Annotated in this window: 21 protein-coding genes; 10 read left to right on the top strand and 11 right to left on the bottom strand. The window is 47.7% G+C overall.

Annotation, left to right across the window (positions count from 1 at the left end; translation table 11 throughout):
• The first annotated feature begins 2 nt into the window (after window positions 1–2).
• From QL223_RS02260 to QL223_RS02240, 5 genes are all read left to right on the top strand, one after another.
• The gene (locus tag QL223_RS02260) at window positions 3–938 is read left to right on the top strand and encodes an ABC transporter permease (RefSeq protein WP_281543755.1); all 936 of its coding nucleotides are present in this window, start codon (window positions 3–5) and stop codon (window positions 936–938) included.
• Window positions 935–1,744, top strand: a complete 810-nt coding sequence (locus QL223_RS02255; protein WP_281543754.1) for an ABC transporter permease — start codon at window positions 935–937, stop codon at window positions 1,742–1,744. The genes QL223_RS02260 and QL223_RS02255 overlap by 4 nt, the downstream gene beginning before the upstream one ends.
• Window positions 1,719–3,104 carry an ATP-binding cassette domain-containing protein gene (locus QL223_RS02250; RefSeq protein WP_281543753.1) on the top strand — a complete coding sequence of 462 codons (1,386 nt, stop codon included), beginning with the start codon at window positions 1,719–1,721 and terminating at the stop codon, window positions 3,102–3,104. The genes QL223_RS02255 and QL223_RS02250 overlap by 26 nt, the downstream gene beginning before the upstream one ends.
• Window positions 3,105–3,417: 313 nt before the next feature.
• The gene (locus QL223_RS02245; RefSeq protein ID WP_281543752.1) at window positions 3,418–3,957 is read left to right on the top strand and encodes an outer membrane beta-barrel protein; all 540 of its coding nucleotides are present in this window, start codon (window positions 3,418–3,420) and stop codon (window positions 3,955–3,957) included.
• Window positions 3,958–4,049: 92 nt separating this feature from the next.
• Window positions 4,050–4,559 (top strand): GNAT family N-acetyltransferase, encoded by a 510-nt coding sequence (locus tag QL223_RS02240; RefSeq protein WP_281543751.1) that lies wholly within the window; start codon window positions 4,050–4,052, stop codon window positions 4,557–4,559.
• Window positions 4,560–4,618: 59 nt separating this feature from the next.
• On the opposite strand, the gene QL223_RS02235 is transcribed toward QL223_RS02240, so the two are convergent.
• Window positions 4,619–5,857 (bottom strand): hypothetical protein, encoded by a 1,239-nt coding sequence (locus tag QL223_RS02235; protein WP_281543750.1) that lies wholly within the window; start codon window positions 5,855–5,857, stop codon window positions 4,619–4,621.
• 286 nt (window positions 5,858–6,143) lie between these two features.
• Window positions 6,144–7,118 carry a DMT family transporter gene (locus QL223_RS02230; RefSeq protein ID WP_281543749.1) on the bottom strand — a complete coding sequence of 325 codons (975 nt, stop codon included), beginning with the start codon at window positions 7,116–7,118 and terminating at the stop codon, window positions 6,144–6,146.
• A gap of 146 nt (window positions 7,119–7,264) precedes the next feature.
• On the opposite strand from QL223_RS02230, the gene QL223_RS02225 reads away from it, so the two are divergent.
• A complete protein-coding gene (locus QL223_RS02225) occupies window positions 7,265–7,720 on the top strand; it encodes an Lrp/AsnC family transcriptional regulator (protein ID WP_281543748.1) in 456 nt (151 codons plus the stop codon).
• Window positions 7,721–7,728: 8 nt separating this feature from the next.
• On the opposite strand, the gene QL223_RS02220 is transcribed toward QL223_RS02225, so the two are convergent.
• Window positions 7,729–8,250, bottom strand: coding sequence for a GNAT family N-acetyltransferase (locus QL223_RS02220; RefSeq protein WP_281543747.1), 522 nt, complete (start codon window positions 8,248–8,250; stop codon window positions 7,729–7,731).
• Between the two features lie 193 nt (window positions 8,251–8,443).
• Between QL223_RS02220 and QL223_RS02215 the strand changes: the two genes are divergently transcribed.
• Window positions 8,444–9,028, top strand: a complete 585-nt coding sequence (locus QL223_RS02215) for a carbonic anhydrase (RefSeq protein WP_281543746.1) — start codon at window positions 8,444–8,446, stop codon at window positions 9,026–9,028.
• 50 nt (window positions 9,029–9,078) lie between these two features.
• Here the strand turns inward: QL223_RS02215 and QL223_RS02210 are convergent, their stop codons facing one another.
• The 7 genes from QL223_RS02210 to QL223_RS02180 all read right to left on the bottom strand — a co-directional run bounded on the left by QL223_RS02210 (window position 9,079) and on the right by QL223_RS02180 (window position 13,868).
• A complete protein-coding gene (locus tag QL223_RS02210; RefSeq protein ID WP_281543745.1) occupies window positions 9,079–9,849 on the bottom strand; it encodes a DNA-binding domain-containing protein in 771 nt (256 codons plus the stop codon).
• Window positions 9,846–10,673, bottom strand: a complete 828-nt coding sequence (locus tag QL223_RS02205) for a DUF692 domain-containing protein (protein WP_281543744.1) — start codon at window positions 10,671–10,673, stop codon at window positions 9,846–9,848. Before QL223_RS02205 ends, QL223_RS02210 begins: the two co-directional genes overlap by 4 nt.
• A gap of 22 nt (window positions 10,674–10,695) precedes the next feature.
• Complete coding sequence (locus QL223_RS02200; protein ID WP_002538044.1) at window positions 10,696–10,977, bottom strand: hypothetical protein; 282 nt, start codon at window positions 10,975–10,977, stop codon at window positions 10,696–10,698.
• A gap of 546 nt (window positions 10,978–11,523) precedes the next feature.
• Window positions 11,524–11,871, bottom strand: a complete 348-nt coding sequence (locus QL223_RS02195) for an aldehyde-activating protein (protein ID WP_348651374.1) — start codon at window positions 11,869–11,871, stop codon at window positions 11,524–11,526.
• A 69-nt stretch (window positions 11,872–11,940) separates the two neighbouring features.
• On the bottom strand, window positions 11,941–12,351 hold the full coding sequence (locus tag QL223_RS02190; RefSeq protein WP_281543743.1) for a hypothetical protein: 411 nt from the start codon (window positions 12,349–12,351) through the stop codon (window positions 11,941–11,943).
• 55 nt (window positions 12,352–12,406) lie between these two features.
• Complete coding sequence (locus QL223_RS02185) at window positions 12,407–12,847, bottom strand: hypothetical protein (RefSeq protein WP_281543742.1); 441 nt, start codon at window positions 12,845–12,847, stop codon at window positions 12,407–12,409.
• A 142-nt stretch (window positions 12,848–12,989) separates the two neighbouring features.
• The gene (locus tag QL223_RS02180; RefSeq protein WP_281543741.1) at window positions 12,990–13,868 is read right to left on the bottom strand and encodes a LysR substrate-binding domain-containing protein; all 879 of its coding nucleotides are present in this window, start codon (window positions 13,866–13,868) and stop codon (window positions 12,990–12,992) included.
• Window positions 13,869–14,014: 146 nt separating this feature from the next.
• On the opposite strand from QL223_RS02180, the gene QL223_RS02175 reads away from it, so the two are divergent.
• The 3 genes from QL223_RS02175 to QL223_RS02165 are packed head-to-tail and all read left to right on the top strand — an operon-like array spanning window position 14,015 to window position 16,866.
• On the top strand, window positions 14,015–15,160 hold the full coding sequence (locus tag QL223_RS02175; protein ID WP_281543740.1) for a four-carbon acid sugar kinase family protein: 1,146 nt from the start codon (window positions 14,015–14,017) through the stop codon (window positions 15,158–15,160).
• Window positions 15,147–16,175: a 4-hydroxythreonine-4-phosphate dehydrogenase PdxA gene (pdxA, locus tag QL223_RS02170; RefSeq protein WP_281543739.1), complete on the top strand. Its 1,029-nt coding sequence runs from the start codon at window positions 15,147–15,149 to the stop codon at window positions 16,173–16,175. Before QL223_RS02175 ends, pdxA begins: the two co-directional genes overlap by 14 nt.
• Entirely contained in the window at window positions 16,165–16,866 is a 702-nt protein-coding gene (locus QL223_RS02165) for a 4-hydroxythreonine-4-phosphate dehydrogenase (RefSeq protein ID WP_281543738.1), read from the top strand. Before pdxA ends, QL223_RS02165 begins: the two co-directional genes overlap by 11 nt.
• Before the next feature lie 67 nt (window positions 16,867–16,933).
• On the opposite strand, the gene QL223_RS02160 is transcribed toward QL223_RS02165, so the two are convergent.
• Window positions 16,934–18,532, bottom strand: a complete 1,599-nt coding sequence (locus tag QL223_RS02160) for a methyl-accepting chemotaxis protein (RefSeq protein ID WP_281543737.1) — start codon at window positions 18,530–18,532, stop codon at window positions 16,934–16,936.
• Window positions 18,533–18,709 lie beyond the last annotated feature (177 nt).

The raw sequence follows: 18,709 nt of genomic DNA, 5'->3' as shown, positions 1-18,709 counted from the left end.
TCATGATTTCGCTGATAAAAAAGCGGCTGATCCAGCTTGTTCTTGTAGCGTGGGGGGTTGGCACCCTCACGTTCATTATGATGAGGAGCCTGCCGGGTGACATGGCGTATCGCATTGCCGCCAGTCGTTATGGTCAGGATAATGTGGATTCCAACGCCGCAGAGTTAGTGCGTAATGAACTTAACCTCGACCAAGGCTGGTTTAGCAGTTACGTCAGTTGGCTGACTGACTTGCTCCAGTTCAATCTTGGGAACTCTCTGGTGAGTGGTTTACCTGTGAGCGGTGAAGTCGCGCATCAATTGGGGTATTCGTTGTTGCTGGCAGTAGCAGGCATTTCCCTTTCTGTGCTGATTGCCATTCCCCTCGGTATCTGGTCTGCCAAAAAAGGGGGAGCCGTCAATACCACGCTTGTCTGGCTTTCGACCTTCACCAAAGCGTTGCCTGTTTTTGTGTTGGGTTTGGTGCTGATTTTGGTCTTCGCCATGAACTTCACGGTTCTTCCAGTCGCAGGTTTTGGGACCTGGCAGCATTTAGTCTTGCCTGCCCTCACGCTCGCTATTAGCTTGGCCGCGGTATCTAACCGTGTCGTGCATGTCAGCGCACTCAAGGTGTTTCGTTCTTCCCTCTATCAATTTTCACGCATTAAAGGTTTAACCGAATCGCAGACGTTTTTGCGCCATGGCGTTCGCAATATGGCGGTGCCCGTGGTGGCGTTTATCGGCATCCAGTTAGTCGCGGTGATTGAAGGGATTGTGATGATTGAATCGCTATTCTCTTGGCCGGGCGTCGGGCACGGTTTGGCACACGCTATTTTTGCCCGCGATATTCCTGTGATTCAGGGCTGTGCACTAACCATGGGAGTTTTGTTTGTGGTATTGAATGGCCTGATTGATATCGCCTGCTATTTGATTGATCCAAGGGGGCGACAAGAACAATGATTAAAACATTATCTGTCAGCCAAAAAGCAGGTATTTCGATCTTGCTGTTCCTGTTCGGCTTTTCACTGTTGACCGGGTTACTCTCGCCCTATTCGATTGACCAGCAGAATCTCTCAGCAACCTTGATGGCACCCAGCAGTGAACATTGGCTCGGCACTGACCATTTTGGCCGTGATATGGCGACCCGACTAGCCAGCGCGATTGGTTTGTCTTTCTCACTAAGCGTGTTGTGTGTCATCACCGCTTCCGTGCTGGGCGTCAGTCTTGGTGTGCTTTCCGCCTGGGCTGGCGGCAAAGTGGAGCAAATGTTGGATATCGTCGTCAATACGCTGTTGGCTTTGCCGGGATTGGTTCTGGTATTGCTGCTGGCTGCTATCGCTCCAGGCTCGTTCGTCATGCTGTACCTCGCTATTTCGCTGGTTCAGTGGGTTGAGTATTACCGAGTCACCCGTGCCATTACCCGCGCACAGGTGGGTAGCCCAGAAAGACAACTTTCCGCCATGATGGGATTTGGGAAGTGGTATCAGTTTAAACGCCATATCCTGCCAGCCATTCTTCCTTCAGTAATGACCATGGCAGCATTTGGCGGCGCTAACGCGGTTCTTATGATGGCATCGCTCGGCTTCGTTGCTGTCGGTATTCAACCGCCCCTTGCTGAACTTGGCTTAATGAGCGTCGAGCTATTCCCTTATTCCGTCAATTCCCCTTGGGCACTCGCGCAGCCATTGGTTGCCGTTGCACTGCTGGTATTGGGTTTTCATCTACTTACGGGGGCAGGTCGTGAAACCGCTGATTCAACTGAATGATCTTTCAATAACGGTTGGAGATACCCTATTGATCCAACCCGTTTCGTTAACCTTGTATCAAGACAGGCCGTTAACGATTCTCGGTGAAACAGGTTCAGGAAAAAGTCTGTTAGCACAGGCCATTATTGGAACTTTACCCGAGACACTCTCTCAGCACGGCGACGTGGAAATTCTGGAACAACAGCTTGAAGGGGATGCGCTGAAAGCACTTTGGGGAAAGGAAATCATTATGCTGCCGCAAGAGCCTTGGCGGTCACTGGACCCGCTGATGCGCGGCTATCAACAGGTTTCAGAAGTGTATGAATGTGTGCACGGTAATAGTCCTGAAGCCGCTTTCAACATGGCCATTGAAGATCTCGATGCAGTCGGATTGAAACAAAGTGCGATGAAAAGACCGGGCGAACTTTCAGGCGGTATGGCTCAGCGCTTAGCCGTTGTCGCTGCGAAAGCTGGCGGCGCTAAACTCATTCTGGCAGATGAGCCCACCAAAGGTCTTGATGCCAGTCGCCGTGACGATATCACTCGCTTGCTTAGAGAAAGTGCTCAAGGTGGAGGTCTGCTGACCATTACCCATGATATTGAAGTTGCCCGCCAGTTACAGGGAGACATCATGGTGATGAGAAACGGTGAGCTACTTGAAAAAGGCACGGCCTCTCAGGTACTTGAGAACCCTCAGCATGAGTACACCAAAGCACTGATAGCCGCTGACCCGTTACATTGGGATAAACATACCGATGCCAATCCATTCACTGACCCTGTGATTAGCGCTGAATCGCTATCCATTGGGCGGGGAGGCAAAGCACTGGCGGAGGATTTGTCTTTCGCACTTCATGCTGGAGAAGTGATGGGCGTTGTAGGTGACAGTGGTTGCGGCAAAAGCACCTTGGGCGATACCTTGCTGGGTTTGCTGCCTGCCGTGAAAGGCAGTATCTCTAAACGGAAGCCAAACACCGCACCTTATCAGTGGCAAAAACTGTTTCAGGATCCGCCTTCAGCGGTCACTTCAAGCGTCACCTTAGGTACTTTACTCGAAGATTTGGTTTCGCTGCACAATCTCGATCGCACCAAAATCCCGCCGTTAATGGATAAGCTCAACCTCTCACCGGAGCTACTCGAAAGGAACAGTCTTTCAGTTTCAGGCGGCGAGTTACAGCGCTTTTCCATCTTGCGCGCGTTGTTGCTTGAGCCTGTGTTTTTGTTTGCTGACGAGCCGACATCGCGACTCGACCCTATCACTGCTATGGAGGTCACCGATGTGCTGATCACTTTGGCGAAGGAGCAAGGATGTGCGCTTCTGCTTGTGAGTCATGACAAACACCTTGTCGAAAAGCGCTGCGATTCGGTGATTAAGATGAGCTAGTCTCTCAAACCTCAGGCTCTTCCAACCAAACGGGGCGTCGCTTAATCGCCCCATTTTTTCTCTACAAGCTTTGCTCGCGATTGGACAGGAATCCACTGCCTTTGTGCGTTGTAAGTTCCAATCCCATGATTTAATTCATGAAACATTCCCGATTCATCCACAATTGAGACCCGCTTCGAATATGCATCTTTTCACCCAATGTTAAATTCACCAACTGATTCTCTATGAAGCCAGGGAGACTTCAGCTACTCGCTTTTAGCGGTTGGACAACATCGAACTCTCCCGCTCTTCCAAAATGACATGTGGTTTACCGATGAAAAGACTCTTTGTTGCTTTACTCCTTTTTAGCTGCCATTCCTTTGCTGATAACTACTTCTATGCAGGCACCAATCTCTCTGTTTACGACGATACGGAGCTGAAATACAACGATCTTAAGGTGGATGAAAACAACGCATTCGGCCTGAGCGGTTTTTTTGGGTATGGTCTGGAAATTTCAACGGGCATGGAGCTTGGGCTGGAAGTGGAATACCAACACTTCGGTAAAGCGGAATTCGCGCAAGATGTTTCCATGGACGGCGAAGCCTACTATTTCAACTTAAGACCAAAATGGGTTGAGCCAGGAAACAATCTCTACAGTGCTTTGATCCTGGGTGTCGGCGGAATTAAAGCTCAAACCGATATTTACGGCGTTTCCCGCTCACAAACTGAGTTGGCTTATCAGGCAGGCTTCGAGCTGGGGTATATGTTCGACCAATTGGATGTTGGCATCGGCTATCGTTACCAAACCGGCGATTTCAATGACGTAGACCTGTCGATTCAAGGCGTATTGCTGACTGCGCGTTATAACTTCTGAATCAAATCGTCTTAGGGTCAGATTCGGTCAGTTTTGACTGAGTCTGACTTGTTTTGATATCCACCTACCTATCAAGCCCTCTTCGAGATTTAATGAAGCCCGTTTTATCCAACCATCGCCTAGTATTGCGCTCTGCGGTTCACTCTGATGTCGACGATTTGTTTGAAATTTATGGTAACGATCAAGTCATGGAGTTTGCGTCTGACCCTGTGTTCACCTCGATCGAAATGGTTCATCAAATGCTTGAAAGCGTGGCTCGGTTGGAAGCCACAGAAGAATCCTTTGAATGGGCGATTGTTGAGAAAGCTTCAAACAAAGTAATTGGGACCTGCGGATTGCATAGTTTTAGCGAAGACCGCTCTGAATGCGAAGTCGGTTGTTTATTAAACGCTGCTCACTGGAACAAGGGTTTGATGTCTGAAGCATTGCCGCTTCTGTTTGGGTTTGCTGGCTCAGTGGGTGTTAAGGCGTTGATCGCTGATATCAATAATGACAACGTTCGTTCCATTGCCCTGTTCGAAAAACTTGGTTTTCAAGTCAATGGAAAAGATTGCCAATTTGTACAATACCAAAAACATACCGGCAGACAACCTGGTTGTTAGCTGCCGGTAACTAGCTCGGTGACCGAAGTCGCCTCTGCTGAGGAGACTAACTGGATGAGTTATTTTTTCAGTTCACTCCTGACTGTCTGCATTTTATTACCAGAAAGGTATCCGTCCTTGTATTGTTTTAACGCTTTCAAAGTCGGAAGCTCAATCATGCTTACATCAGATGCTTCCATCGCGCTTTCAATGACTCGATGCAGTTTCGTTTCATTGTCGTTTTCATCACTCTGAACTTTCACGACAGTTTGGAAATAGACAGGGGCTTTTTTCTTTCCCTCATTTAAATAGTTTTGGGCAACATAATAGATCGCATTGGTGTCATCAAAGAATGCGGCATTGTTATCTTTAGTTTCTTTATGCTCCAAACTGTTGTTGCCAATAATGCAGTTATCATTTTTTCGGCACGTATTGACAATTTTTCTCATTTTATCCTTAGCAAGCGGCCAGTCTTCCGTCAGTTTTTCACCCTCTGGAGGAGCAATCCCTGCATGGTTTGAATAGTCATTGAAGTGTGCGCGGGCAACAGATACCCATGTGTTTTCCCATGCGTTTGCAACGATGTTTATTTGCTTTTTCTGGCAACTAAAGTCTTCTTCGAACGTCAGCCCGGCAGACATCAGTACACCGATATTCGTTAAGCCATCGTTACGATCCACATAGTTGTCCCCATTCTCTGCACGGTGCATGTCAGCACTTTTCATCATGCAGGCGGTAATTGAAACCTCTCTGAGGATTTCATTGCGCACATGGTCTTCATCGCCTTCTGGCTTGGCATCAAACTCTTCAGCAAGTGCTTGATGTAACGTCTTATATTTGTCTAGAAATGCATCTTTCCAGAAGTGCGGCAGCATACCGTCTCGACCTTTTCCTACCTCAGCATAGGCAACGTAAGTCGATCCGATATCCGGGTTATCCAGGATATGGTCTGGGCTATACTGGCCAGCAAACACTCTTAACTTAGCGCCCAAATTCACACCATTAGCCTCGTTATAGTCTTTGATGTCATTTAAGGCGTCTTCAATCAATTGGAAATCATAAACGCCATCTTCAGGTTCGAGAGTCGCCCACTCAGCCTGAATCACTACACCGTCTACATACTTTGCCCAATCAGTAGGCTTGTTTTTATCTTCCTTACCAGGCTTATCATAACCATTTCTTTCGCCAATCGATTTACCGACATCACCACGAGTGATAAAACCTTCCAGGATCGCTTTACTTGGTTCAGCCAAAGCTGCACCTGAAACCAGTGTTACCAGTGCAACTCCAATTCGTAGTCCTTTACAGATATTGTCCATAATTCCCTCAAAAAATATTACAAGTGCCAAATGCCTTTATATATGAGACGCAGTATCAGCATCGGGAATTATGAAACCACATTCAAAATGACATCCATCGACTCACTTTTGAGACAATAAGAATCTAAATATATTGATTTGATAATTATGTTAGAAAGCAGCATGACTACCCAAGATATTAATCATATGAAATTCACTATATATTTGGTTTTATGGATTCTAATAATCACTTCAAGCACACTTTAATCGACTAATTATTCTTATCTAGTTTTCTGTTTATTACGTATTATTTTTGATACATAGGTGGTTGATAGTTCAATGACGTATCGTTTTTCATAAAAATATTGCTTGCCACCAAACTCCCGACGCAAACAAACCCCAGCGCGGACATAGTCATTGCATCCGGCACTTCGTTGAAGATGGGAATAGACAGCAAAGTCGCGATCACCGGTGTCGCACTGCCGAATGCTGCACTTCGCTCTGCCCCGAGTTGTTTAACGGCATACAGATAAGTGCAAGACGACACTATCCCTGCCCCGACACCTTGCAACAAGGTATGGGTAAACACTTGCTGCCATGGCCAATGTGATACAGAAGTCTGATGGAGTGTGCTTGGCAACCATCCAATGGTGACCGCCACAAACAAAACCAAACAAGACATGATGGCTAGCACGCCGGAACACGCGAGGGCATTGAGGTTCGCTACCCGCGCACTAATCGTGAAAATGGCCCACATCAAACTGCCCAACAAAAAGAGAAGATGCCCTTTGGACTGCGCCCAGTCATAGGTACCTTCGGAACTGCTGATATTGCTCAAGAGAAACAGAGCGGTGCCTATCGCGATTGCAGCAAGTCCAAGTTTGCGGTGTGTGCTTAATGGCTGCTGATAAAAGAGCACTGCAATAGCGGTGACAAACAAAGGCAAAGTTCCCGGCACGAGCGCACTACCGTGAGAAACTGGGACATATTGCATCGCGTTACTTGCCACCAGAAGATACGGTAGCCCGCTGCCGACAAACATACCCAGCATATATTTGGCCGGAATAGCCGCGATTTGCTCTCGTGCCTGATAGACAAAAGGAGTCAGTAACAGTGCAGGAACCAGGAAGCGCATCAGTGCCAGATCAGCAGGCAGCAAATCTGAATTCGCGCCACCTTTTAGAGAGAGGAAAAAACCTGCCCAAACCAGTAGCGTTGCCATCATCGACAAGTAACCTGCCGTCTTGCTCTGTGTCGTTCCGTTTTCTGCGTTCGAAGCCATCACTGTTCATCTCTGTCCTTGATGTTGAATAGCTATTATCTGGCACAGCGATTAGCGTTAGTTGGCAACTTTTCATATCAATTACACAAAAATTGATGGTTTCCGCTAATATTTACATAATTCTTGATTAATAAAAGCACGAATACATGGATCGTATTGATAAACAGCTTCTGGAGCTGATGCAAAAGGACGCGAGACTGACAACAGCAGAACTTGCAGATTTGGTTGGTCTTTCCCCCTCCCCTTGCGCAAGACGTATTAAAAGGCTGGAGAAAGAAAAGATTGTCGCGGGTTATCACGCTTCGTTAACGCGGGATAAAGTTGGCATTGCAATGACAATGTTTGTGGAAGTCAGCCTGAACAATCACCAAGTGACATCAGTAGATGATTTTGAACAAGCGATTGGTGATATGCAGGAAGTAGTCAGCTGCCATGTCGTCTCTGGCGCTTATGATTATCTGCTGGAAGTGGTGGCTAAAGATCTGAGCGGCTATGAGCAATTCACCCGAAAACTGCAATGCCTACAAAACGTGAAAGACATTCATACACAGCTCGCGACTCGTAAAGTGAAAGACCGTGGGGCGTTGCCGATTTATGTCTAATAGCGCGGCTAGAGTTTAGTACGGTAATACTTCACTCGACGTTCTTTGCCCTGCATGCGATTGGTTCGTGTGTCAGTATATTTCACACCCAGTTTGTTAATCACAGACTGGGACTGCTGGTTCTCTTCCAGGTGCATGACTTCCAAATACCTCATGCCGAGGTGTTCTTTCGCAAAATCCACCAAGGCACGCGACGCTTCATAGGCATAACCGTTTCCCCAGTAAGGCACGCCTATCCAGTAACCTAGAACGCCTACGCCTTCTTCAATGCTAGGAAAACTGACGGTGCCGATAAGCTGTTGATCGCTTTTCAATGTGACCGCATAAACAGCACCCTTGCCTGATTCCCATTTGGCCTGATGAGTGGCTATCCAAGTCTTTGCCATGTTTAGTTCGTAAGGATGGGGAATATTGGCGGTCATATCGGCAATGCGTTTATCGCCCGCTAATTGAGCAACGATTTCACTATCTTCTTCTGCAAACGGGCGAAGGGTGAGGCGTTCAGTATCAATGTTAGGTTGGCTATTCAATTTAAACCCACTTCTTAACTCACTAATTTTTAGATGATTATTCAGTACCACAAAGAAAATGTACACCCAACTAGATAGATATCATCATTTGTTGACCATTCGACCCCCTAGTTATGGTTAAAAGCGACCTACGCGGTCCGCATTTACTGCCTTTTGCGGGCCGCGAGCGCCAAAACTGAAAATGAGGATCCAAATGATGAGCAGAGTAAAACAAGAAGTTGAACACGCGAATCAAGAATACGTAGCGAATTTTGGGGATAAAGGACAATTACAAATCCTACCGAGCCGAAAGTTTGCCGTTCTTACCTGCATGGACGCACGCCTTGACCCCGCTAAATTCGCTGGGTTATCTGAAGGCGATGCACACGTCATTCGTAACGCGGGCGGAAGGGCCAGTGACGACGCCATTCGCTCATTAGCTCTATCGCACAAGCTACTTGGAACCAACGAGTGGTTTGTCGTTCATCACACTGATTGCGGCATGCAGAAATTTGATCAGAAAACCATGGGTGATTTGCTTGAAAATAGCTTAAATACCGCCGTACATAATGGTGCAGAATGGGTCAACACAACCGAAGAAGGCGGTTCAGTTGAAGGACACTTTGTGAATTGGCTGACGTTTAGTGATCTGGAAGCCAGTGTTGTTGAAGACGTAAAACGAATTAAATCCAGCCCTTTGGTGTCAAAAGATATTCCCGTTTATGGTTATGTCTTTGATTGCGAAACAGGAAGGTTGATAGAAGTCAAAGAGGCTACCAAAGCCGGCACAACAATTTAAGAGAATTGAACCAGAGGTGGTGGTCTTTATGTGTTGCTATTGGAAATTAATTAATCATTGAACGCCAGCACCTCATCCTCAATCCAACGATGCAGCATTTGACCAAACTCAACCGACACATCCACATCTGGAAATTGCGCTTGCAATTGAGCGCCTAGGTTATTGAGGTTAATTCCTGTTTGAATCATCGAGATCGCAGCAGATTCCAATGGCGAAACACTTCGGAAATGTGGAGAGTGCCCTTTTCGCCAAATCAGTACATCAACGGATTGAGGTAATGGCGTAACGGTTGGCGGTGTTTCTTCTTTGTCGATGGCATGCCAGATATCGAGGGTATTACAGGTGTGTGTGGTTAAGGTGAGGGTCGGCACTGCACACAATTGGATGTTTTCCGGATCAGCGGTTGCCATTGTCTGAAGTTTTTCCATGGTCAGCACGTCACTGTCTTCACCGTCAAACGCTCTTCTGAGCGTCCAATCCAACTCAGCCAACTCTGCAACTTCAAGATCATCAGGAAGCTGCTCAGCAATAAAGCCGGCAAACAAGTGGCCATAGTAGCCAATATTGGTGTAAGTCGATGGATGCGTTTGCACGTAGTCCGCAGCCAGTTGGTTAAACCAATCATCGCCCAGGTAAACCGCGGTATGTTCAAAGTTGTCACGCAAAACATCGATAAGTCGGATGCGATAGGCGTTGTAGTAAATCGCCAAGCGATCTTTTGATGGCAGGCTGCCTTCTCTCTCGTTTACCCAGTCAGCCTCAGTGCATTGCTGGCTGAGCACGATGGTTTGAAAGCTGTCCTGAAGGGATTGAAGGCTCATGCTGCACCCTCCGTTATCAGAACATCTCCAGCGATTTTTCGGGCAATATCCAACTCGTCCAACAATTCTGCTAAAGGTGGCACATTGTCGTCACGTTCGATCATGGTCGGTACATTGCCGTAGCGGGTTAGCGCGTATTCATACAAATCCCACACACCTGCACAAACCGGATGATCATGGGTATCAATCAGGTGGTCGCCGTTGTTTTGGTGGCCGGCGAGATGGAATTGGCAGATGTGCTCTTTCGGTACACCATCGATAAATTCAAACGCAGAGAACCCGTGGTTGAAGGCACTGACATAGATGTTGTTGATATCCAATAGAAGCTGGCAGCCCGTGGCGTTGCAAATCTCGCTCAGAAATTCCCACTCAGTCATCTCTGAATCTTTGAATTCAACATAGCTTGAGACATTTTCTACCACCAAAGGACGCTTCAGAACATCCTGAGCGTGGTGAATATTTCTCGCCACCACATCCAGCGCTTCCTGCGTGAATGGCAATGGCATTAAATCGTGAAGTTTACGACCATGGACGCCGCCCCAACATAGGTGATCTGAAACCCACATGGGTTCGATTCGTTGCTCGAGCGCTTTGAGGCGTTTGAGATAGTCTTCTTCCAGACCATTAACTGAACCAATCGACATGGAAACGCCATGCATGGTCATCGGGTAGTCAGAGCGGATGCGGTCGAGTATGGCCAATGGCTTACCACCATTGACCATAAAGTTGTCAGAAATGACTTCCAGCCAATCGACAGGTTGTCGTGCATTCAGAAACTCGTTGTAATGCTGAGTGCGTAAACCCAGTCCAAAGCTAGAAGTCATTTCATTCACTCCAGGCAATCAATTAGAGATCAGAGATCACGCCACCTTGATCAAGGCATTCTTTCGCTTTCATCGCTTTAAAACCGTGGCCGCCACAAGCGTTTTGACCTTTGCACTGGTGCTCAGCGGTTTTACAGTCTGACTGACCTTTACAAGAATGGATGCCGTAGCAGTGAACTTTGTCGCCAGCACCGATTGCAGCGCCAGTACTACCTGCTGGTGCTTCTGCGGCAAACGCGCTTGCGCTCATTGCTACTGCCAGTGCTACTGATGCGAAAGTGGCGCTCTTTTCAATCTTATTCATTGTCTGTACTCCAGTATTTGTAGGTTGGGTAACCGACAAATTGTCCATTCACGGGTGTTCGGTTACCTTGAGGTTAAGACGCATGTCTAACTCCCTCAAACAGACCCCAGCATTTTCGTGAATATTTCGCAGACGAATGAGCCTTGTGCCAAATTGAATGCTATCCCCATGTTTTATAAAAATTAAAAAGTTTGAAAAATTTTCAATATGAACACGCATTCACACACGGATTTCTTAATGAAATGACTAAAAAGAGAGAATATTTGAGACAATGGTGAAGTTAGGGTCTGCTGACCTTTGGTGGTTAAATTTTGTTCTAGCCCTAAGCGTTTTAGGCGCGGCGAGGTGTGTGCCGCCTAGTCACTCTAAGCAAATACACCTCAACAAAGCATAAAACGCTTAGGGCAGAACCCTCTGGGCAGCGTTTGTGGCGACTTTCTCCCGCGTTATCGGCTTCTCATGTAGGCCAGCTACACATCGAAGCCTCCGCCTTGTATAAAGTCCCCACAAACTGCTGCAAAAATCATCACCAAAGGTCAACAGACCCTAGAAACTGGCGCCATTGACGTATCGAACGGGAAGGTTTTCGAGCGTATGTTTATCGGCCATTCGCATGTTGATGGCAATAATTTTGGCTGCGCATTTGGGCGTGGTGACATAGTGGGTAACACATCCGCAATTCGGACAGTAATGGAATTCTATATCTTCATCTCCCCAGCAATACTTTTTGGGTGAACTCTCCCTGACCGAAACGTTCACTTCATCCAACCCGTAATAAGACCAGGCTGCCGCATATCGCCGACATATCGAGCAATTACAATGAGTCACTTCTGTGGGTGGGTATTCAGCGGAAAGCGATACATTGCCGCAGTGGCATTGGACTTGGATCATCATGTCTTCCTGCAAAACCCGAGATACGGATAATCCTAGCGTTGTTAAGCTATTCGTCGCGGAAGCAGGCGCTCATTTTTCACATAAAGACAGGTCAAATTGACTCAAATCTATTGGGGATAATGCTGAAGCCTGAAAGTAGCCCCAAACTGACAGAGCCAACACCAAAATGGCAGGCAGCATTTGAAACGCAGAGAACAGTTTACCTTGAACGCCAACTTTAATACGTGTGCGACGAAAGACCTTTGTACCTATTGGCGGGAACTGGCCCTGCTTCCATCCTTTCACTCCCGATGGGATTAATAACATCGCGGGAATGAATATCGATAAAGGAAGTCCGACAAAGACGAGATACCAAAAGTAGTTAACAAGCTGGATGCCAAAAACCGAATAGCAATGTGGCCGTTCGGCGAAGTTGTCTATCATCGGCAACAGCCAAAATTGCGCAGTTAGAAACAACAAAAAGCCGCCGCAACCAATCATAATTAGTCGCTGCAGCTTTTCCCGTTTGGAGAACTCCGGTGCATATTCGATGAGATTATTGCCCGCTCAACAATCCGTTTAATTTCTCTTGATCCAGATGCTCCGCATAATTGGAAATAGTTGCCATCACTTCTGGATTTGTCATCAATTCCTGCATGGCGACTTTACCAACAAACTCGAATGCCTGATTCACTGCCAATGGGTTTTGATTGAAAGCAACCACCAACTCCTCAGAGCAATCTTCAATCAACAGCCGGTTGACCAAATCCCCCATCACTTTGTCAGAAGCCAATCGGTCTTTATCCGTCACTTTCGCGAAAGGTGCCATTTCTGGGTGCGCCGCAATCGCGAAGTACACCCACTGAGCGAGCTGTTTGCGCTCTTTGCCGTTCAACGAGTCCACCATGCAAGTGGCGAAGGCATCAACATTGGCTTTCGCTGGCATTGCCAACATCATCATTGCGCTGACTGCTGCTACTGCGATTTTCTTGATCATTGTTATCGTCCTTGTTTGCATCAACTCAGACAATAGTGACGAAATTTTCGACAACCTCCTACTATAGAAAACCAAAATACACGCCAGCTCTCGTTTATATGTCCTGTTTACATTTCTAACGAGTGCAAGTGTTTAGCATGCACTAACCGTCTCTTAAAGACTTTCCAAGAGATTTAAGCCAGCGTTTAACCTCAGCCGCTTCGCTGCTTAATGGCTTGTTGCTCTCATACAACAAACCGTAGTAAGAACCGTCTTTGGCAAAACCCAAAGGGCTAACCAATCGTTGTTTCTTTAGCTCATTGATCGCCAGTACTTTTGGGCATATCGCCACACCCAGACCATTCACGGCCGATTCAACCATCAGAAAATGGTGATCCAGAAAACGGTATTCGCGAGGAGGTTTCGCGTCTGGGCAGAGAGCCAACCAGTCTCGCCATGCGTCTGGACGGGTTTTACTGGACAAGGCAACGTAATCACCTTGTTCAAATAACTCACGCTGTTTTTCCGTCATCACGGGACCCATTTCTTCTTCAAACAACGGCTCGACCTTCCAACGCGGGTCAACACTGAAATCCATTCTTCGAAGCGCTAACGTGATGCCATCCCGCTTAAAGTCAAAATGCCCTCCCCCAACGGAAAGATTGATTTCAATATCTGGCCTCGCATCCTGAAACTGACTGAGATGAGGGATAAGCCAATGCATCGCCACGGAGCGCTCACAAGATAGCAACACAGGTGGTGAAGGGATTGGTGTTCGGATTTCTTCTAGTGTGTCGGCAAGGTCTTCAAAGAACCCTTGCATCAATGCAAACAGTTTTTCCCCTTCAGAAGTTAGCTTTACGCCTCTTCCCACAGGCTCCAACAAACTTACTCGAATGTCCTCAGAGAGCTTGCTGACGCGGCGACTGACCGCACCATGAGTGAGGGCCAAATCGTCTGCCGCAGCCCTGACCGAACCCAGCCTGCCCACTGCCTCAAAAGCTCGCAAGTCATCCAAAGACGGGATATCTCTCCGTTTCATGTCATTCCTTAACGCTTCGGTATTTCATTTTTACTTTAGCAAAATTGGTGATTACATATCACCAATACCTGTCAGTTATTGTCGATATTCGTCAGAGAAACATTGCCTTAGCATTTCCCCATGATTTCAATGGAGGTATGCAAAGGATGAAAGTACGTATCATTGCTGACGATTTAACAAGTGCTGCAGACGCTGCCTTACCTTTCTATGAAAAGGGTAAACATTGCGAAGTGGTGCTTAATCATCACCAAAATCCAAGCGCACAAGTTGTCTCTATCGACACGAACTCTCGCAGTCTGACCGAAGAGTTGGCTTACGAGATAACCAAACAGGCAGCCGACAATACGCAAGAAAATGAACTGATCATCAAAACTATCGATTCCACGTTGCGTGGGCACATTGAAGCGGAGATCCGCGCCGCTTTTCATGCCAGTAGAAAACAGCATCTTGTTATCGCCCCCGCCTTTCCAGACGCTGGGCGCATAACCAGAGCTGGCGTTCAGTACGTTAATGGCACTCCTGTTGCTGAATCCAGTTATGGGAAAGATCCGGTACACCCTGCGCTCACATCTTCGATTGTTGAGTTGGTTCCTGCAGATATTGGCGCTATCGCGGTATTGGCGGGAGATGCTTCTTCCGAAGCCGTTAATGAGGCATTGACGAGTAACAAGGTGCTCATTCTGGATGCCGACTCTCAGCCAGCACTGGATTTATTGGTCAGTCATTTCCCAAACCCTGAAAAGATTCTTTGGGTTGGCTCGCCAGGCTTGGCTCAAGCGCTGGCCGTAAGGTTTGAGAGTCAACCCTCTGAGAGTTCGTTTCCCTTTAAGGCTTCCAGATTACTCGTGGTGATAGGCAGTGCAAACGAAGTTAGCCACCAGCAAAAGGCGCAGCTCGAATGCACATCCATTGGCTTAGAAGAACAGAATTCCCACGCGCATGAGCTCGCTATGCTCGCCGCACCATCAATAAAAAACGCAGACCCAAAAAGCGTGTTGCACAAGCTATCAAGCAAAGCGGCTCGTCTTATTACCATCGCGCGCTACGACGGGTTGATCGCGACAGGCGGTGAGACTTCCCGCGCTATTTTGGATCGAATTGGCGTGACCGCTATGACGCTGTGTCACCAGTTGGAGAAAGGCTTTCCGGTTTGTCACGCCGTTCTGCCCCATTCAGAAACACCTTTTTTTATTGGCATAAAAGCAGGGGGATTTGGCCAACCAGACTCCTTGAAAAATGCCATCCGTCAATTCGGATTCAACCACACAGGAGAACGTCATGTTAGCGAATGAAAAACCGATTGCTATTACCATGGGTGATCCTTCCGGCATCGGGCCAGAAATCATTCTGAAAGCCCTGAACAGCTCAGAACCATTGCCAAGTTGCGTGGTGATCGGAGACCTGACCGTCATCGAGTCGGCATTGGCGATCTATCAACCTCAAATGAAGCTAAATGTGGTCACTCATCCTCGTGATGCTCGACATCAACAAGGCGTTGTGAACCTGCTGGTCAGCAGTCATCTCCACAAACACCCGCGCGTAGGCCGCGTACAACGTGATAGCGGAGAAGTGGCATTTAAAGCCATTTTGAAAGCCATCGAGTTAGCAAAAAATGGCGAAGTTTCTGGCGTGGTAACTGCGCCCATCAACAAAGAATCGTTAAGTCTTGCCAAGGTGCCTTACCCAGGACATACCGAGATTTTTGCAGATTACGGCGGTGCCGATGACGTGGCTATGATGCTGTTAAACGAGAGTATCAAAACCGTGCTCGTCACTGTGCATTGTTCCTTGCGAAATGCCATCGAGCAGGCTGATTTCAACGCGCAATGCCGTGCGATTGAACTGGCACATAACGCCTGCATTCAGTTTGGCATTCCTGCTCCTCGCATTGCGGTCGCGGGTCTAAACCCACACGCGGGAGAAAACGGACTTTTCGGTGATGAGGAGAAGAACATCATCAATCCCGCTATCGAATACGCAAAGCGCAAAGGCATCAATGCCTCTGGTCCATGGCCCGGAGACACTGTGTTTATGCAGGCCAGAGAAGGTAGATTCGATATCGTCGTCGCCCAATATCACGATCAGGGACTGATACCGGTGAAGTACATGGGGCTAGATGAAGGCGTGAATGTCACGCTTGGATTACCCTTTATCCGCACCAGTCCAGATCACGGAACAGGTTTCGACATTGCAGGTAAAGGCATCGCCTCACCCTCCAGCCTATTGGCATCTATCCGATGCGCCCATCAACTATCACAAAACAGAGATACACTGAACCAACCAGAGGAGAGCCATCATGAGCTTTGATTTTATCTTTATGCTGACAGAGAACGACAAAACCATCCCTGACGCGCGCGAGAAAGTAAAAGAGGTGATTGATGGCGGGGCGATACATATCGGCTTCAAAGATGTCGGTTTGCCTTTCGAAGAACTGCAGTTGCTGGCTGAGGACATTCGTCAGGCAGGAGCGTTTGTTTATCTGGAAGTGGTGAGTTTGGATCAGGAAAGTGAAATCCGATCGGCGAAAGCGGCGATGACCTTGAACGTCGATTATCTGCTTGGTGGAACCAGGCCGGAACTGGTCGCTCCATTGGTGAGAAACCACCCTCTTAAGTACTACCCTTTTGCAGGAGAAATACAAGGACATCCAAGCATCCTGAGTGGCAGTGTCGAGAGCATTGCCCAGCATGCAGAAGAGATTTCAGCGATCGATGGGGTCGACGGACTAGATTTGTTGGCGTATCGTTTTTTGGGAGATGTACCCGAGTTAATGCGCAGAGTATGTGAAGCGTCATCAAAGCCGGTCATCATGGCGGGGAGTATTGATAACCAAGAGCGTATTGAGGCGGTATACCAATCAGGTGCCTCAGGCTTCACGGTGGGTACGGCGGCCTTTGCTGGTGCATTTCCATCAGAAAAGCCGGGGTTACAAGGTCAGGTCAGCGCCATCTCCAAGACATGTCTGGAAGTTCAGCAATCACCTCGACCGACTGGATAGCACCAGGAGAAACTCATTGATACCAACAAGCCTGCTTTAATGCAGGCTTGCTTCTTTCGTCCCTCGTCTAAGTCTTGAACTGCATCGTGAGTTTAGACAGCTCACTCGACTGACTGCTTAGCTGACCACTGACATGACTGGTGGTGTTGATGGCATCAGTCAATGACTGGCTCCCGCGCTTCAATTCCCTTCTTCGCTCTGTCAGGTGCTCTATCTCGCGGTGCTGGGAAGTCAGTGCCACACCAGCTTCTGCACTGAGTTGTTCCAAACCTTCAAACGTGCGGTGCATTTCACTGAGATATTGTTGAAGCTGCACACTCGCTTGCTGGTTGTTTTCACTCGCCACCTTAGTTTCACTCAATAATGAGCTTGCAGCTTCAACCTGTGAAATCAGATCGTTAATCCAGTTCCGAATGTCTCCCGTCGACTCAGACGTGCGTTTCGACAAACTACGAACTTCGTCTGCGACAACAGCAAACCCTCTGCCCTGCTCGCCAGCACGTGCGGCTTCAATAGCCGCATTGAGCGCTAACAGGTTGGTTTGTTCAGCAATGGACTCAATCACATCAGTCACCCCAGAGATTTTTTCACTGGTGGCTCTCAGAGTTTCCATCGTGATTGCCACTTTGCCAACAGAATCAACACTGTAGGCAATCGACTTCTCTGTCGCGGTCATCTGCGCCTGAAGATCACCATTGTCTTTGGCCATTTTGCCGATACATTCACGCGTGTTGTTAACTGCCGACACGATGTCTGAGGTCGCCGTTTCCATCACAGTCAAAGACTGAGCCACTTCATTGATTTGTGACTGAGTGTCTTTGTTAATGTCCGACACCCTGTGGCTCTGGCCATCGAGCGTACCGGATTGTTCATCCAACTCCCCGGTTCTGGTGTGAATGTGCGTGACGAAATGATTGAACTTCTCCAGCAAATTATTGGATGCTCGGACAATCGCTGACACTTCATCTTTGTAATGGTCTTCAAGACGTACAGTGAGATCAGATTCCGTATCAATATTGGTCAGCGCCGTCGAAATCCTATTCATACGAATGATGACGGTGTGATGCAGCCACAACATCAAGATCACAGCGACAATGGTCGCTATACCGATTGCGGCCATGATGAACATCGACTGTTGCTTTAAAAAGGCGATCAATCCACCTGCAGAAATATTTGCATATTCACGCCGCTCCGCCAGCTTCTCACTTATCGCGGCTAACATTGGGTCTACAGCGGGATACAAATCAAAGTCGACCACTCGCCCAGCGTCGTAGAAACTTTTGTCTTTAATCGCACGCGATAACTTAGTGACATAAGCATCAACTTTCTCTTTATTTTCCGCGTTGGCGTGAACCCATTCACTAAGGGAAGGATGCTGGTAGAGTTGCTCCCAGCTCGCTTGGTAATTTGCTCGGAAGTTCTCAAATTGCGGTGTGATTTCGCCCCAGAACAGGAGCTGAGCTTTAATCTTTTGAGAAAGGGTTGAGAGGTCTCGATGATCTCTTTCAAGCGCTAAGAGCGCCCATACTTCAGGAAGCTGTTCGTTCACGTATTCCGAATACGCATCGGTCGAACGGGATGAAATCCACAGCGCCAAACTGCCGAGTCCTATCGTTGACGCGAGAAAAAGTGTGAATGCCACCAGCAATCGCTGACGTACGCTCATAGTGTTTCCTTTCACTTACCTACTGCTTTTGCTGGTAAGCCTAGTAACGCTATATTTCACATTGGTTACAAATTTATCACTAAAAGCGACAGTGGACTGATATGCGATTTGAATCACATTTGAAAATTCACATACTACTTGTAAAACAATAGGCTAAAAAGCGCCCAAAGGCGCTTT

This window comes from Grimontia sp. SpTr1 (genome assembly GCF_947387585.1).
GTDB classification, from domain to species: domain Bacteria; phylum Pseudomonadota; class Gammaproteobacteria; order Enterobacterales; family Vibrionaceae; genus Enterovibrio; species Enterovibrio indicus.
The sequence above is the reverse complement of the archived record's forward strand: the minus strand, read 5'-3'. Positions and strand labels throughout refer to the sequence as shown.

Coding starts and splice junctions, on each gene's coding strand:
- QL223_RS02260 (WP_281543755.1), top strand. CDS start 3: ATGATTTCGCTGATAAAAAAGCGGCTGATCCAGCTTGTTCTTGTAGCG.
- QL223_RS02255 (WP_281543754.1), top strand. CDS start 935: ATGATTAAAACATTATCTGTCAGCCAAAAAGCAGGTATTTCGATCTTG.
- QL223_RS02245 (WP_281543752.1), top strand. CDS start 3,418: ATGAAAAGACTCTTTGTTGCTTTACTCCTTTTTAGCTGCCATTCCTTT.
- QL223_RS02240 (WP_281543751.1), top strand. CDS start 4,050: ATGAAGCCCGTTTTATCCAACCATCGCCTAGTATTGCGCTCTGCGGTT.
- QL223_RS02235 (WP_281543750.1), bottom strand. CDS start 5,857: ATGGACAATATCTGTAAAGGACTACGAATTGGAGTTGCACTGGTAACA.
- QL223_RS02230 (WP_281543749.1), bottom strand. CDS start 7,118: ATGGCTTCGAACGCAGAAAACGGAACGACACAGAGCAAGACGGCAGGT.
- QL223_RS02225 (WP_281543748.1), top strand. CDS start 7,265: ATGGATCGTATTGATAAACAGCTTCTGGAGCTGATGCAAAAGGACGCG.
- QL223_RS02215 (WP_281543746.1), top strand. CDS start 8,444: ATGATGAGCAGAGTAAAACAAGAAGTTGAACACGCGAATCAAGAATAC.
- QL223_RS02210 (WP_281543745.1), bottom strand. CDS start 9,849: ATGAGCCTTCAATCCCTTCAGGACAGCTTTCAAACCATCGTGCTCAGC.
- QL223_RS02205 (WP_281543744.1), bottom strand. CDS start 10,673: ATGACTTCTAGCTTTGGACTGGGTTTACGCACTCAGCATTACAACGAG.
- QL223_RS02200 (WP_002538044.1), bottom strand. CDS start 10,977: ATGAATAAGATTGAAAAGAGCGCCACTTTCGCATCAGTAGCACTGGCA.
- QL223_RS02195 (WP_348651374.1), bottom strand. CDS start 11,871: ATGATGATCCAAGTCCAATGCCACTGCGGCAATGTATCGCTTTCCGCT.
- QL223_RS02190 (WP_281543743.1), bottom strand. CDS start 12,351: ATGATTGGTTGCGGCGGCTTTTTGTTGTTTCTAACTGCGCAATTTTGG.
- QL223_RS02185 (WP_281543742.1), bottom strand. CDS start 12,847: ATGATCAAGAAAATCGCAGTAGCAGCAGTCAGCGCAATGATGATGTTG.
- QL223_RS02180 (WP_281543741.1), bottom strand. CDS start 13,868: ATGAAACGGAGAGATATCCCGTCTTTGGATGACTTGCGAGCTTTTGAG.
- QL223_RS02175 (WP_281543740.1), top strand. CDS start 14,015: ATGAAAGTACGTATCATTGCTGACGATTTAACAAGTGCTGCAGACGCT.
- pdxA (WP_281543739.1), top strand. CDS start 15,147: ATGTTAGCGAATGAAAAACCGATTGCTATTACCATGGGTGATCCTTCC.
- QL223_RS02165 (WP_281543738.1), top strand. CDS start 16,165: ATGAGCTTTGATTTTATCTTTATGCTGACAGAGAACGACAAAACCATC.
- QL223_RS02160 (WP_281543737.1), bottom strand. CDS start 18,532: ATGAGCGTACGTCAGCGATTGCTGGTGGCATTCACACTTTTTCTCGCG.